The organism is Streptomyces sp. NPDC051913, assembly GCF_044593635.1.
Classification (GTDB): Bacteria; Actinomycetota; Actinomycetes; order Streptomycetales; family Streptomycetaceae; genus Streptomyces.
Genome location: NZ_JBIUCI010000003.1, coordinates 723,431 through 737,560 on the forward strand (window position 1 = coordinate 723,431; position 14,130 = coordinate 737,560).

Genomic DNA, 14,130 nt, shown 5'->3' on the forward strand with positions numbered 1-14,130 from the left:
CCCTGTTCTTTGCCGGGCCCGGGGGTGGTTGCCCCGGGGCCGGGGCGTAGTGGTGGGGGGGTGGGAAAACCGGGGGGGGGGGGGGGCGGGCCCGCCCCCCCCCCCCCGACGGCTGCCTCACCATGGCTGAGGCAGTGTGCCGCCCGCGGGTCACGCCTGCGGCACACGATCCAGGAGCGGCTAACCCGCCCGGCGGGCGAGGATGCCGACTGCGGCGCGGCCCATGGTGCGGCCCTGTATGTCGAGGGTGACGTCCTCGAAACCGGCCTTCACCAGCTCGTCGTGGAGCTGTTCCGGCGTGGTGTTCATGGTGTGCCGGTGGTGCACGATCACCAGACGGCCACCGGGACGCAGCACGCGTTGCAGCTCGGCGTAGGCCGCCGGGCGGTCCCACAGGGTCACGTTGTTCACGGAGAGTGCCGCCGACACGGACGCGTCGGGCAGACCGGTGGCATCGGCGGTGCCCTCCTTGATCGACGCGTGCCCGGTGGCGAGATGCAGGGCGCAGTGCTGCCGGGCCATGGAGCGCATCGTGGCCGAGGGGTCCACCCCGATCGCCCGGCCGCCCGGCGCGACCGCCTCGGCGGCCAGCGCGAGCCCGATGCCGGGCCCCGGGCCCACCTCAAGGACCTGGTCCCCGGGCTTGAGATCGGCCTGTTCGACCGCCCAGGCCTCCTGTTCGGCGTTTCCGCGCTGCATGATCGCGCCTCCGATGAGCCCCGGAATGCCGCTGGGGCGTCCGAAGATCGGGCCGAGGACCGCCAGTAGGAGCGAGTTCATTCGGTCGGCATTCCCGTCTCTGTGAGTGATGGTGCTGGTGGCCACAGAGCGTCGGAGCCGGGACTAGAGGATCACTGGAGAACTCTGCGTGATCGCCGGGCGTCCAGCGAGGCTCGACCGTTCGTCTAGCACCCCCGCCGACCTTGGCGGCCCGTCGAACGGAAGGGGAGTCATGAGCGGGTTCACCCTCACCGAGTTCCGCAAGGTCGTGGAGGCGTGTCTGGAGGGGGCGGATGCCGCCGCCCTCGACGAGTCCGCCGTGGACACCGACTTCGGCGACCTGGGATACGACTCCCTGGTCGTCTACGAGATCGCCATGCGGGTGCAGGACGAGTACCGGGTCACCATCCCGGACGAGGCCTTCGACGACCTGCGCACGCCGGCCGCCTTCATCGCCTACGTGGACGCCGGACTGCCGGCGGACCGATGACGGCCCTGCCCTGCGAGGAGCTGTTCCAGTGAGCCGAACCGTCGCCATCACCGGAATCGGCGTGATGGCCCCCAGCGGAGTGGGCCGCAAGGCGTTCTGGGATCTGCTGATCTCCGGACGCACCGCGACCCGCACGATCACCAGTTTCGACCCCGCCCGATTCCGCTCCCGGATGGCGGCGGAGGTCGACTTCACCGCCGAGCAGAGCACCCTCACCCCCCGCGAGCTGCGGCGCCTGGACCGGGCCGCGCAGCTCGCGGTGCTCAGCACCCGGGAGTGCCTGGAGGACAGCGGGATCGAGCTCGACACCCTCGACCCCGGCCGGATCGGCGTCAGCGTCGGCACCGCGGTCGGCGGGACGACCAGTCTGGAGCGCGAGTACCTGGTGCTCAGCGACAGCGGCCGGCTGTGGGAGGTCGACGGGAGCTATCTGTCGCCCCATCTGTACGACGCCTTCGTGCCCAGCTCGTTCGCCGCCGAGATCGCCCTGATGACGGGGGCGGAGGGTCCCGCGGCCGTCGTCTCGACGGGGTGCACCTCCGGCATCGACGCCGTGGGCCATGCGCGCGACCTCATCGTCGAGGGCACGGTCGACGTGATGATCGCCGGTGGCACGGACGCGCCCGTCTCCCCGATCGCGGTGGCCTGCTTCGACGCGATCAAGGCCACGTCCCCGCGCAACGACGACCCGGAGCACGCCTCCCGCCCCTTCGACCGCACCCGGGACGGCTTCGTCATCGCCGAGGGCGCCGCCATGCTCGTACTGGAGGAACTGGAACACGCGCGGGCCAGGGGCGCCCATGTGTACGCGGTCATCGACGGGCACGCCTCGCGGTGCAACGCCTTCCACATGACCGGGCTGAAGCCCGACGGACGGGAGATGGCCGACGCGATCACCAGCGCGCTCGACGAGGCGCGGCTCGCGCCGGAGGCCGTCGACTACGTCAACGCGCACGGGTCCGGCACCAAGCAGAACGACCGGCACGAGACGGCGGCCTTCAAGCTGGCGCTCGGCGAGCACGCGTACCGGACGCCGGTGAGCTCCATCAAGTCGATGGTCGGGCACTCGCTCGGCGCCATCGGCTCCATCGAGATCGCCGCCTGCGCGCTGGCGATCGAGTTCGGAGCCGTGCCGCCCACGGCGAACCTGCACGAGGCCGACCCCGAGTGCGACCTGGACTACGTCCCCCTGGAGGCGCGCCCGCGCGACCTCGGCACGGTCCTGACCGTCGGGAGCGGCTTCGGCGGGTTCCAGAGCGCCCTGGTGCTGTCGCGCGAGCCGCGGGGGGTGAGGGCGTGACCGCGGCCTCGGTGACCGGGGCCCCCGTGACCGGGCTCTCCCTCGGCACCGCCCCACCCGTCGTCACCGGAATCGGGGTCGTCGCGCCGAACGGGCTGGGCGTCCAGGAGTGGTGGGACGCGACCCTGCGCGGCGAGTCAGGCATCCGGCTGGTCCCGGGGTACGACGCCGCCCGCTATCCCTCGCCGCTGGCCGGCGTGGTCACCGGCCTCGACGCGGCCGCGATGCTGCCGGGGCGGCTGCTGCCGCAGACGGACCGGGTCACGCGGCTCGCGCTCGTCGCCGCGCAGTGGGCGTTCGAGGACTCGGGGGCCGATCCGGCGGCGCTGCCCGAGTACACGACCGGGGTGGCGACCTCGAACGCGACCGGCGGTTTCGAGTTCACCCACCGCGAGGTCCGCAAGCTGTGGACCGAGGGGCCGGGACGGGTCAGCGTCTACGAGTCGTTCGCCTGGTTCTACGCGGTGAACACCGGCCAGATATCCATCCGGCACGGACTGCGCGGCCCCGGCAGTGTGCTCGTCGCCGACCAGGCGGGTGGTCTGGACACCTTCGGCCAGGCCCGGCGGATGCTGGGCAAGGGCGCGGCCCTGGTGGTGTCGGGCGGGGTCGAGTCCGCCCTCGATCCCTGGGGGCTGCTCTCGCACCACTCCGGCGGGCGGCTCTCGGGGGTGCGCGACCCGGCCCGGGCGTATCTGCCGTTCGACGAGGCCGCCGCCGGGCACGTACCCGGGGAGGGCGGCGCGCTGCTCGTCGTCGAGAGCGCGAGCGCCGCCGCCGCGCGGGGCGCCCGGCAGGTGTACGGGCAGCTGGCCGGGCACGCCTCGACCTTCGACCCGCCGCCGGGCTCCGGCCGGCCGCCGGGGCTGGCCCGGGCCGCACGGCTCGCGCTCGCCCAGGCGGGGGTGGCACCGGCGGACGTCGACGTGGTCTTCGCCGACGCCGCGGCGCGGCCGGCGCTCGACGACGCCGAGGCCGCGGCCCTGGAGGAGTTGTTCGGCCCGTACGGCGTGCCCGTCACCGCGCCCAAGACCCTGACCGGACGGCTGACCGCGGGGGGTCCGCCGCTGGACGTCGTCGCCGCGCTGCTCACCCTGCGGCACGGACTGATCCCCCCGACCGCTCATGTGGAGCGCCCCGTCCCACGGCATCGGCTCGACCTCGTCCGCGGCGAGCCCCGCCCCGCCCGGGTGCGCACGGCCCTCGTCCTGGCCCGTGGCCACGGGGGCTTCAACTCGGCCCTGGTCGTCACCGCCCCGCCCGCCGCGCCGGACGCGGACCGCGGCTCACGAACAGAAGAGGAAGGCATCGCGTGAACGACATCGTCCTGCCGGAGCACTCCGGCCCCGAACTGCACCTCGACGGCCCGCGATTGCAGCTGGCCGATCTACGGAACGTCCTCGTCGAATGCGCCGGCGACCTGGACGACGTGGAACTCGGCGAAGCGGCGCTCGACCGGCTCTTCACCGATCTCGGCTACGACTCGCTCGCGATCCTGGAGACCGCCGCGGCGGTCGGGCAGCGCTACGGCGTCGAGCTGCGCGACGAGGACGTGGCCGAGGCCGTGACACCGCGGGCGTTTCTGCTGCTGGTCAACCGGACCCTGGCGACCGCGGCCCAGGGGACGCCGTCATGACCGGCACGCGGGCCGCCGAGCCCGGTCCCGCCCTGGTCACCGGTGCGACCCGGGGCATCGGCCGCTCCGTGGCGCTGACCCTCGCCCGCCGGGGGCACCCGGTGTTCCTGTGCGCGCGCGACGCGGATGCCGTCGCCGCGGAGGTCAAGCGCCTCACCGACCTCGGTCACACGGCCGCGGGTGCCGCCTGCGACGTGACCGACGCGGCCCAGGTGCGCGCCTGGGTCGGGGCCGCCGTGGACCGCTTCGGTCCGGTGCGGGTCCTGGTCAACAACGCCGGCCGCAGCGGTGGCGGGCCGACCGCCCAGTTGTCCGAGGACCTCTGGGACGACGTGATCGCCACCAATCTGAAGAGCGTCTTCCTGGTCACCCGCGAGGTGCTGACCACGGGCGGCATGACCGGCCTGAACAGCGGACGCGTCATCAGCATCGCCTCGACCGGCGGCAAGCAGGGCGTCGTCCTCGGCGCCCCGTACTCCGCCTCCAAGCACGGGGTGGTCGGGTTCACCAAGGCCCTCGGCCTCGAACTGGCCAAGACCGGCATCACCGTGAACGCCGTCTGCCCCGGCTATGTGGAGACGGAGATGGCGGCGGAGGTGCGCAAGGGCTACGCCGGTCTGTGGGAGACCGACGAGCAGACGGTCCTGGAGCGGTTCCAGGCGAAGATCCCGATCGGCCGCTACACGGAGCCCGAGGAGGTGGCCGCGTTCGTCGGCTTCCTCGTGGGCGACGAGGCGGCCGCCATCACCGCGCAGGCGCTCAACGTCTGCGGCGGGCTCGGAAACTACTGACACGGGGAGGGGTCGGCCGTGCCGATCGAATCGACCACCACAACGCCCGTTGCCACGACGGCTGCTGAGCACACGGCCCGGTACCCCGGGTCGGCCCGGCGCGGCTACGGGCTGATCGCCGACGTGACCCGCTGGCCGGTGCTCTTCCCGCCGTGTCTGGCGGCCGAGGTGCTGGAGAGCGACCGTGACTCGGAGCGGATCCGGCTGTGGGCCGTCGCCGGTTCCGAGATCCGTACCTGGACGTCCCTGCGCAAGCTGGACGAGGAGCGGCTGCGGATCGACTTCCGGCAGGAGGCGCCGGGACCGCCGCTGGAGTGGATGAGCGGGCACTGGCGGTTCGAGGAGCGTGCCGGGCGCACCGAGCTGGTCCTCGGACACGAGTGGATCCTGGAGCCCGGGGCGGAGAGCGCGCGGACGACGGTCGCCGAGGCGCTGGGCCGCAACAGCGAGGCCGAGGTCGCGGCCGTGGCCCGCTGGGCGGGGCGGGACGCAGGTCCGGAGGAGCTGCTGTTCACGGTCCGCGACGAGTACGTCGTACCCGGACCGCCGATCGCGGTGTACGACTTCCTGTACCGGGCCGACCTGTGGCCGCAGCGCGTCCCGCACGTCGCCGAGCTCGACCTCCAGGAGGACGAGACGGCGCTGGTCGGCGGTGCCCGGGTGCAGACGCTCGACATGCGGACCAGCGGCGCCGACGGCTCCGTGCACGGCACCCAGTCGGTGCGGCTCTGCTTTCCCGGCGAACGGCTCGTCTACAAGCAGACGACCGTGCCGCGCGGGCTGCTGGGGCACAGCGGTGCCTGGCTACTGGCGGAGGCGGAGTCGGGGGACGCCACCCGGGTGGTCAGCGTCCATCAGGCCGCCCTCGACCCGGACGCCCTCGACACCGTCTTCGGCGCAGGCACCACGCTCGCCGGGGCCCGGGACCGGGCGGCGGCACTGCTGGCCGGCAACAGCCGCCGCACCCTGGAGAGTTGCGGGACGTATCTGACGGCGGAGGCGCGGCGGTGAGCGCGTCCCGTACGGCGGCGTCCGCGTCCGCGGTCCTGGAGGAGATCGCGGACGGGGTCCACGCCTATGTGCAGGAGACCGGCGGCTGGTGCGTCAACAACGCGGGCGTGCTGCTCGACGAGGGCCGGGCGCCGGTCGTCGTGGACACCGTCGCGACCGAGGCACGGGCCCGCCGGTTCGGCGAAGCGGTGCGCCGGCTCGGCGGGGCGGCACCCCGGGTGCTGGTCAACACGCACTTCCACGGGGACCACACCTTCGGCAACGCGCTGGTCGGCGGCCCCGACACGGTGATCGTGGCGCATGAGCGGGCCCGGCAGGAGATGGCGGCGGCGGGCCTCGGGCTCACGGGTCTGTGGCCGGGGGTGGAGTGGGGCACGATCGAGCTCAGGCTGCCGGACACGACGTACGACCGCCGTATGGAGCTGCACATGGGCGGGCGTACGGTCCAGCTGCTGCACCCCGGACCTGCGCACACCACCGGGGACACGGTCGTGTGGCTCCCCGCCGACCGGGTGCTGTTCGCGGGGGACGTCGTCCTGCCCGGGTGCACGCCGTTCCTCCTCATGGGGTCCGTGCGCGGTTCCCTGCGGGCTCTCGCCGAGCTGCGCGCGCTGGCCCCGCGCGTCGTGGTCGGTGGGCACGGGCCGCTCGCCGGGCCCGAGGCGATCGACGAGACGGAGCGGTATCTGCGCTGGCTGCTGCGGACCGCCGAGGACGCGCGGGCGGCGGGCCTCGCACCGCTGGAGGCGGCACGCCAGCTCGGCACCCACCCGTTCCAGGACTGGACGGACCCCGAACGCCTGGTGGGAAACCTGCACCGCGCCTACGCGGAGGCGGCCGGCGGCCCGGAGAGCGAACCCCTGGACGTGGTGCGCGTCTTCGGCGAGATGGTCGAGTTCAACGACGGCAGACTGCCGACGTGCCACGCGTGACGGCCGGGACGCCGGTGCTGGGAGGACTGCTTCCCCGCTGGGCCTGTGTCGTCGAGATGTACGTCGACGTACCGGTCACGGCGTTGTACGACGAGGAGCGTCAGCTCCTCGCCCCGGCGGCGGTGGAGCGGCGCCGACGTGAGTTCGCCACCGGGCGGGTCTGCGCCCGGCAGGCCCTCACCGCCCTCGGGGTGCCGTCGTCCGGTCCGCTGCTGCGCGGGCCGGACGGCGCGCCGACCTGGCCCGACGGCGTGCGGGGCAGCATCACGCACTGCCCCGGCTACCGCGCCGCGGCGGTCGCGTCAGCCACCGACGCCCGGGCGTTGGGGATCGACGCCGAGCCGCCCGGACCGCTGTCGCCCACCGCGACGGCGGCACTGACCACGGCCGCCGAACGCGGGGCGCTTCCGTCGCCGCACGCCCAAGTCACCTGGGAGAAAGTCCTGTTCAGCGCGAAGGAAGCGGCGTACAAGGCATGGGCGCCGACGCTCGGACCGGGCCGCTCCCTCGCTCTGCGGGACGCGCGGGTGCGCCTGGTCCCGGTCACCGCGGACTCCGGTCGTGTGGAAGTCCGGCACGGGCGCGGGGAGTTGCCCCGACTGGAGGGTGCCTACCGGCTGACGTCGGACCTGATCGTGACGGCCGCCTATCTGCCGACCGATGCGGTCGCGGGCGACTGAGCGCCGCCGGGCGCAGTGCCGGCGCTCCTCCTGTCTGCGGTGCGCGACGGCTCATCGGTCCACACCGTCGAGCGCGGGCGAGCGAGGTGCCGCGTACGCCCTGACGGTCGCCGTCGCCCGGTCGAACGCCTCGACGTCCGCCGGGCCACCGGTGTGGGCGGCCGGGGCGAGCAGGGGCAGTACCTGTGAGGCGCCGCTGCGCACGGCGGGGTGGCGGCGGGCCGCGGCGCCGAGGGAGCGGTCGGGTGACGCGTCGAGCAGCAGCAGCCCCGGATCGGTGCCCGAGGCGTCGAGCAGCGAGGTGAGCGCGGGCCAGTACCGCACGGGCAGCGCGATCTGATCGCCCCAGAACGCCGGGTCGACGGCCTCGCTGTCGCGCAGGGGCCGTGCCGTACGGCAGGACACCAGCGTCGCGCGGGCGGGCGCCGGGCGCAGGGCCGCCACCTCCCGGGTGAAGCGCCGTGCCGTGGCCGACGCCGACGGGCTGTGGAAGGCGTGCCCGGAGCGCAACGGCAGCACGGTGCGGCCCGCGGCGGTCAGGGTCGCGCGGGCCCGCTCCAGCGCGTCGGACGGACCGGCGAGCACCGTCTGGCGGGGGCCGTTGACCGCGGCGACCGTCACCGGGCCGAGCCCGGCGGGCAGTTCGTCCTCGGCCGCCGCCACCGCGAGCATCCCGCCGAGGCCGTCGTCCCCGACGACCCGGGCCCGCGCCGCCGCGAGCCGGCCCAGATCGGTGGCGCGGAACACCCCGGCCAGCACGGCGGCGGCCAGCTCACCTGCGCTGTGCCCGAGCAGCAGCCCCGGTGGGCCCACGGTGGCGGCGACCGCCCGCCCGAGCGCGTACCCGACGCCGAGCAGGAGTGGCTGGGCGATCCGGGCGTCGTCGAGGTCCGGGTGGGGCGCGGACCGCAGCCAGTGCCGGGCGAGCCGGTCACCCTGCCCACCCTGTGCGGTGAGCGCGCCGAAGAATCCGTCCATGGTCGCGGTGAACTGCCGGTGCGCCCCGTACAGTCCCGCGGCCATGCGCTCGCGCTGACTGCCCTGTCCGGGGAGCAGCAGCACGGTCGTGGGGTGGCTCACGCGCGGTCTCCTTTCTCTTCCGCGGACGCGGCCTCGGCTCTCCACCGCGGACGCGGCCTCGTCGACCGGAGCCGCGACCCTGCCCGGGGTCTCTCGATCCGGAGTGGACGCGGGCTCGAGCGGATCTCGTGTCCGGGTGCCGACACTCGCGGCCCGCGACCCCGTCCCCGGAGGGACCATGGAGCTGTTCGACGACGATTTCCGCGCCGGCCTCGGCGCCGCCTGGGACGTGCCGCCGCTTCAGCCGGTGACCGTGCGGACCGCGGCCGACGGCCTGACGGTCACGCCGGCCGACACCGACCCGCTCACCGGCGAGCCCGCGTTCGCGCCTCCGGCCGAGGGGCGTGGGGCGGGCGGCCCCGGTGATCATCTCGCGTGGGTGGGGCTGGCCCGCGGACCGGGCGGCGCCCGGGGGTTCGAGGTGCCGGCCGACGGGACCGTGGAGTGCGCGGCGACCCTGTCGGCGCGCGTCCTGGGCGGAGCCCGGCATCCCTTCGGCGCCGCGGTTTCCGACCCGGACGGCGACGTCCGGCTCGCGACCGCGGCCCTCATCACCATGGACCCCGTCTCCCATGTGGTCTGCGACTTCCTGCTGACCAACACCGGCGTGCACGCCCTGTACGAGCGGGTGCCGTTCCCCGGTGAGCGGTACGCCGCGTTCTCGTACGCCGTCCCGGTGGCCTCCCGCACTCCCGACGCGTGGCACCGGCTTTCGATCCGGTACGAGGCGGGCGGCACCCGGGTGGTGTGGTGCGTCGAGGGTGTGGAGGTCTTCCGGGTGGACCGCCCGGGGCTGCGGCCCGCGGACCGCGGTGGGCTGTTGCTGGACCACGGTGGGCAGGACGGTGAGCCGGTGCGGCTGGGCCGGATGGTTCCGGCGCTCGGGCTGCTCACCCTGCTGGACGGCGCGGGCCCCGACGGCCGGGGTCTGGTCCGCCCGGCCGCGGGGAGCGGGACCTGGTTCGACCCGCGCGTCGGGGCGCCCCGGGAGCAGGAGTTCGTGGGCGACGACGACCTGCTGAAGCAGTCGGCGTGGCGGCCCGGAGCCGTGCTCGGGGCGCGCCGGGTGACGGTGCGGGCCGAGGTTGACAGCGGGGTACGGGGATCCTAGATTCAGGTTGGATTTGCTTTCAAAGCAAAATAAAATGCGGAGACTCTCATGACTGAAGAGCAGGCAGACAGCGGTCTGAGCTGGAACGAGCGGGTCATCCAGGAGTTCCGGGCGAACAACGGCCGGGTGGGCGGGATGTTCGAGGGCGCCCCCATGGTGGTGCTGACCACGATGGGCCGGAAGACCGGGAAGCCCCATGTGAACCCCGCGATCTACTACAAGGACGGCGACCGCTACCTGGTCTTCGCCTCCAACGCCGGACGCGGGAAGAACCCCGACTGGTACCACAACCTGCTGGACAGCCCCCAGGTGACGATGGAGATCGGCACGGAGGAGGGCGCCGTCCGGCCGTACGCCACCCGCGCCCAGGTCCTGGAGGGCGAGGAGCGCGACCGGTACTGGGAGTTGCAGTGCTCCCTCGACCCGGCGTTCCGGGAGTACGAGGAGAAGGCGGGCCGTGCCATCCCGGTGGTCGCCCTGCACCCGCTCGACCTCGGTGTGATCACCGACCGCAGCCGGATGATCGGCACCCAGCTCCTCAAGCACCACGCCGACCTCAGGGCCGAGCTCGCACGGGTGCGCGCGGCCGTCGACGAGACGCTCACCGCCGGCGGCGCCGACCCCGGGTCCATGGCGGACCTCTCGGAACAGCTGCGCAAGCACTGCCTGACGTACTGCTACGGGCTCCAGATGCACCACATCCGTGAGGACGGCTCCTTCTCCGCCTTCGAGAAGCGCTTCCCGCACCTCGTCCCGGCGATCACCCGGCTGCGCGAGGAGCACAAGGTGGTGGAGGCCGCGCTGGCCGAGTTCGAGGAGCTGCTCGACAAGGGCGGTTTCCAGAACCCGGACGACGTGGCGCGGCTGCGCGCGGAGCTGGACCGGGTGGTCGGCGGCCTGGAGGACCACTTCCGCTACGAGGAAGAGACCCTGCTGCCGGCGCTGGAGGTCTGAGCGATGACCGAGATGCGCTACCGGGTGCTCGGCAAGACGGGCTTACGTGTCTCCGAACTCGCCCTGGGCACCATGACGTTCGGCGACGACTGGGCGCTGCCCGAGGGACGCGCCGGCCGGCTCCTCGACCTGTTCGCCGAGGCCGGCGGCAATGTGATCGACACCTCCAACGAGTACGGGCGCGGCAGCGCCGAGTCCACGCTGGGCGAGCTGCTGACCGGCCGCCGCGACTCCTTCCTGCTCACCACGAAGTACACCCTCCAGATCCGCCCCGGCGATGTGAACGCCGCGGGCAACCACCGCAAGAACCTCGTGGTCTCGCTGGAGGACAGCCTGCGCCGGCTGCGCACCGACCACCTCGACATCCTCTGGGTGCACGCCCGCGACACCCTCACCCCGGTCGCCGAGGTCATGCGGGCCCTGGACGACCAGGTGCGGGCGGGCAAAGTCCTCTACGTCGGCGTCTCCAACTGGCCGGCCTGGGAGATCGCCCAGGCCAACACCCTCGCGGAAGCGCGGGGTTGGAGCCCCTTCGCCGCCATGCAGGTGCACTACAACCTGCTGGACCGCGCCGTCGAGAACGAGTTCCTGCCGATGGCCCACGCCTTCGACCTCCCCGCGTTCGTCTGGGGACCGCTCGCCGACGGCCGCCTCACCGGCAAGTACCTCAGGGGCGAGGAGGGCCGTCTCGACAAGGTCGCGTGGGGCAGGGCCCGCGGCGCCGGTGACGACGTGGTGCGTGAAGTGGTGCGGATCGCCGAGGAGTTGGACCGGCCGCCCGCCCAGGTCGCCCTCGCCTGGCTGCGCTCGCGTCCCGGCACCGTGATCCCGGTGATCGGCGCCACGACCGAGGAGCAGCTGCGGCAGAACCTCGGCAGCGTGGATCTCCAGCTCGGCGCCGGGCACCTGGCCGACCTGGACAAGGCCACCGCGGCGCCCGCCGGTTACCCCCATCTTTTCCTGCGCTTCCCGGCGATGACCCGCATGATCTACGGCGAGCACTGGGAGCGCGTGGACGACCGCCGGACGACGACCCGGCGCGCGGTCACCGACGACCTCTTCTCGACCCGGGAGTGACCGCCCCCACCAGTACGCGCAGCGCCCGGCCGGGATCTCCCGACCGGGCGCTGTCCGTCGTACTCAGCTCGATCGCGCACTCACTCCGACGTCGTGATGCTGAACGACCGCACCTTCAGGGTCACGCCCTGCCCCCACAGCCGGTTGCTCTGAAGGCTCTTGTCGTCGTGGAACTTCTGCGGCGCAGGGGCGCCCTTGGCCGGGTCGTAGTAGAAGTCCGGGCTGTCCTCCAGCCGCACCAGCCCCGCCTTGTCCCGGTCGTTGGCGCCACCGCCGCCGTCCAGGAGGTTGCCGGTCGCGATGCCGCACTGCACGGAGGTGGCCGTCACCTGCTCGTCGGGACCGCTGTGCTCGATGCGCAGGTACTTGCGGTCGAAGGCATGGGTGCCGATCTTGTCCGTCGACAGCACGGTCTTGCCGTTCACCAGCCAGCTGACCCGCTTGCCGCCCTGGTCGTAGCGGATCCGCAGCTTCACCGGCTGGCCCGCGGTCCGCTTGAACACCGGCACCGAGTAGTGGAACGCGGCGTACTCGCCGCTCTCCACCGGGAGGCGCTCGTAGACGGCGTGCACCTCGTGGTTGGTCACGGAGAAGTTGGCCACCGTGTGGGAGGCGTGGTCGACGGTGATCACGGTGGCGCTGGCCAGCCGCGGGTCGGACTGCGGGTCGCTCACCGCCTTGCCGAAGGGCTGCTGCTCGATGCCCTCGGCCTTGACGGTGACGTCCGCGTTGCAGTTCCAGGACCCGGTCGCGGGGACCGGGAAGCCGTTCGCGGAGGACACCCGGGGCTGGGCCACCCACTTGAGGTGGTCGCCGGTGCCGCCGCCGAAACCGGACGCGTTCTGGTCGGAGGTCGCGGCGAACGCGGGCCGGCCGGTGCGCGGGTTGCGGCCCGTCGGTACGACGGTGATGCCCTGGGCGTTGGAGGTGATGACGCCGTCACCCTGCGCCAGCTTGCCCTCGGGGGTGTTGGCCGAGCCGAGCAGCCAGGTCTGCTGCGCGTCGAAGCCCTTGCTGAAGTCGTCCGCGAACAGGACCTTCTCGGAGTGCGAGGCCCCGGTCCGCTCGGCGGCACCGGCGCCCGGGGTGAGCGTGAGGGCCGAGCACACGGTGGCCGCGGCCACCAGGGTCACGGCGGTGCGGCGGGAGCGGACCAGGGGACGGGTGCTGTGACCAGCCGCTGCGGGCATGGGGTCTCCTTCGTACATCGGTACGTCGACTGCGTGCGTCGGTACGTCGACCGTCGTCAGCGCGGACCCGGTCGGACCGCGCGGCAGCACCGTGCTCACCACCCCTCGATTTCCACTCGAAGCCCACCCGTGCCCGCGACGCCGGATCGAGCGGTCTTCGAGCCGCCGCTCCCACGCTGTGCGCGCAACCGGACAGATCCCCGACGCCAAGGGCAGGCACATGAAGATCCCCGAGGAACTCCTCCAGGTCTCCGAGGAAGTGGCCACCGCGCTCGCGGAAGAGCGGCCGGTGGTCGCCCTGGAGTCCTCCCTCATCACCGCGGCCCCCACCCTCGAACTCCCGCTGGCCATCGAGAAGTCCGTCCGCGACACGGGCGCCGTACCGGCGACGACCGGCGTGGCCGACGGGCGCCTCCTGGTCGGCATGGACGCCGATCAGATCGAGCGGATCCGCAGCGCCGAGCACGTCCAGAAGCTGAGCGCGCGTGACCTCGGCGCCGCCGTGGCGGGTGGCGGGGTCGGCGCCACCACCGTCGCCGGCACGATCGTCATCGCCGAGCGGGCCGGCATCGAGGTCTTCGCCACCGCGGGCATCGGCGGCGTGCACCGCGGCGCCACCCGCACGCTCGACATCTCGCCCGACCTCCTCCAGTTCACCCGCACCCGGATGGCCGTCGTCTCGGCCGGGGCCAAGAGCATCCTGGACGCCCGGCTGACCGCCGAGTACCTGGAGACCGCCGGTGTCCCCGTCCTCGGTTACGGCACCCCCTGGCTGCCCCGCTTCTACGTCCGGGGCGACGACATCCCGGTCACCCGGGTCGACGACCTGACCACGGCCGCCCGCGCCGCCCGCACCCACTGGCAGCTCAACGGACGCGGTACGGTCCTGCTCGCCGTCCCGGTGGACGACGCGGAGGCGGTCGACGGAGACCTGGTCGAGGAGGCCATCGCGGACGCGCTGGCCGAGGCCGAGCGCACCGGGGTCACCGGCAACAAGGTCAGCCCGTTCCTGATGCGCGCGGTCTCCCGCGCCACCGGCGGCCGCACCACCAGCGCCGGCCGCTCCATCCTCCTCGGCACCGCACGCATCGCCGGTGAACTGTCCGTCGCCCTCACCGCGGAACGCGCCAAGGCCACGGGGGAGGAACGGTGAGCGGG

Annotated in this window: 15 protein-coding genes; 12 read left to right on the top strand and 3 right to left on the bottom strand. The window is 73.4% G+C overall.

The window, feature by feature from the left end:
* Positions 1 to 180: 180 nt before the first annotated feature.
* Entirely contained in the window at positions 181 to 780 is a 600-nt protein-coding gene (locus tag ACIHIX_RS12380; RefSeq protein WP_329337275.1) for a methyltransferase domain-containing protein, read from the bottom strand.
* 172 nt (positions 781 to 952) lie between these two features.
* Between ACIHIX_RS12380 and ACIHIX_RS12385 the strand changes: the two genes are divergently transcribed.
* Genes ACIHIX_RS12385 through ACIHIX_RS12420 form a run of 8 tightly spaced genes read left to right on the top strand, consistent with a single transcriptional unit; the run spans position 953 to position 7,560 of the window.
* Entirely contained in the window at positions 953 to 1,210 is a 258-nt protein-coding gene (locus ACIHIX_RS12385) for an acyl carrier protein (protein ID WP_399953629.1), read from the top strand.
* Positions 1,211 to 1,238: 28 nt separating this feature from the next.
* Positions 1,239 to 2,510 carry a beta-ketoacyl-[acyl-carrier-protein] synthase family protein gene (locus ACIHIX_RS12390; RefSeq protein ID WP_399953632.1) on the top strand — a complete coding sequence of 424 codons (1,272 nt, stop codon included), beginning with the start codon at positions 1,239 to 1,241 and terminating at the stop codon, positions 2,508 to 2,510.
* Positions 2,511 to 2,536: 26 nt separating this feature from the next.
* The gene (locus ACIHIX_RS12395; RefSeq protein ID WP_399953803.1) at positions 2,537 to 3,826 is read left to right on the top strand and encodes a ketosynthase chain-length factor; all 1,290 of its coding nucleotides are present in this window, start codon (positions 2,537 to 2,539) and stop codon (positions 3,824 to 3,826) included.
* 56 nt (positions 3,827 to 3,882) lie between these two features.
* A complete protein-coding gene (locus ACIHIX_RS12400; RefSeq protein WP_399953805.1) occupies positions 3,883 to 4,146 on the top strand; it encodes an acyl carrier protein in 264 nt (87 codons plus the stop codon).
* A complete protein-coding gene (locus ACIHIX_RS12405) occupies positions 4,143 to 4,937 on the top strand; it encodes an SDR family NAD(P)-dependent oxidoreductase (RefSeq protein WP_399953635.1) in 795 nt (264 codons plus the stop codon). The genes ACIHIX_RS12400 and ACIHIX_RS12405 overlap by 4 nt, the downstream gene beginning before the upstream one ends.
* Before the next feature lie 18 nt (positions 4,938 to 4,955).
* Positions 4,956 to 5,948 carry an SRPBCC family protein gene (locus ACIHIX_RS12410; RefSeq protein WP_399953638.1) on the top strand — a complete coding sequence of 331 codons (993 nt, stop codon included), beginning with the start codon at positions 4,956 to 4,958 and terminating at the stop codon, positions 5,946 to 5,948.
* A complete protein-coding gene (locus ACIHIX_RS12415; RefSeq protein ID WP_399953641.1) occupies positions 5,945 to 6,880 on the top strand; it encodes an MBL fold metallo-hydrolase in 936 nt (311 codons plus the stop codon). Before ACIHIX_RS12410 ends, ACIHIX_RS12415 begins: the two co-directional genes overlap by 4 nt.
* Complete coding sequence (locus ACIHIX_RS12420; RefSeq protein ID WP_399953644.1) at positions 6,868 to 7,560, top strand: 4'-phosphopantetheinyl transferase; 693 nt, start codon at positions 6,868 to 6,870, stop codon at positions 7,558 to 7,560. Before ACIHIX_RS12415 ends, ACIHIX_RS12420 begins: the two co-directional genes overlap by 13 nt.
* 51 nt (positions 7,561 to 7,611) lie before the next feature.
* On the opposite strand, the gene ACIHIX_RS12425 is transcribed toward ACIHIX_RS12420, so the two are convergent.
* The gene (locus ACIHIX_RS12425) at positions 7,612 to 8,640 is read right to left on the bottom strand and encodes an acyltransferase domain-containing protein (RefSeq protein ID WP_399953647.1); all 1,029 of its coding nucleotides are present in this window, start codon (positions 8,638 to 8,640) and stop codon (positions 7,612 to 7,614) included.
* 178 nt (positions 8,641 to 8,818) lie between these two features.
* Here ACIHIX_RS12425 and ACIHIX_RS12430 point away from each other — a divergent pair, with 178 nt between their 5' ends.
* From ACIHIX_RS12430 to ACIHIX_RS12440, 3 genes are read left to right on the top strand one after another with little or no spacing between them, the layout of a single operon-like run.
* Positions 8,819 to 9,751: a DUF6081 family protein gene (locus ACIHIX_RS12430; RefSeq protein ID WP_399953649.1), complete on the top strand. Its 933-nt coding sequence runs from the start codon at positions 8,819 to 8,821 to the stop codon at positions 9,749 to 9,751.
* Positions 9,752 to 9,799: 48 nt separating this feature from the next.
* Positions 9,800 to 10,705: a nitroreductase/quinone reductase family protein gene (locus ACIHIX_RS12435; protein WP_399953652.1), complete on the top strand. Its 906-nt coding sequence runs from the start codon at positions 9,800 to 9,802 to the stop codon at positions 10,703 to 10,705.
* Between the two features lie 12 nt (positions 10,706 to 10,717).
* Positions 10,718 to 11,782 carry an aldo/keto reductase gene (locus ACIHIX_RS12440; protein WP_399953808.1) on the top strand — a complete coding sequence of 355 codons (1,065 nt, stop codon included), beginning with the start codon at positions 10,718 to 10,720 and terminating at the stop codon, positions 11,780 to 11,782.
* Between the two features lie 80 nt (positions 11,783 to 11,862).
* Here ACIHIX_RS12440 and ACIHIX_RS12445 read toward each other — a convergent pair whose 3' ends face one another.
* Positions 11,863 to 12,972 (bottom strand): DUF6081 family protein, encoded by a 1,110-nt coding sequence (locus ACIHIX_RS12445; RefSeq protein WP_399953654.1) that lies wholly within the window; start codon positions 12,970 to 12,972, stop codon positions 11,863 to 11,865.
* Positions 12,973 to 13,192: 220 nt separating this feature from the next.
* Between ACIHIX_RS12445 and ACIHIX_RS12450 the strand changes: the two genes are divergently transcribed.
* Complete coding sequence (locus ACIHIX_RS12450; protein ID WP_399953657.1) at positions 13,193 to 14,125, top strand: pseudouridine-5'-phosphate glycosidase; 933 nt, start codon at positions 13,193 to 13,195, stop codon at positions 14,123 to 14,125.
* Positions 14,126 to 14,130: the final 5 nt, after the last annotated feature.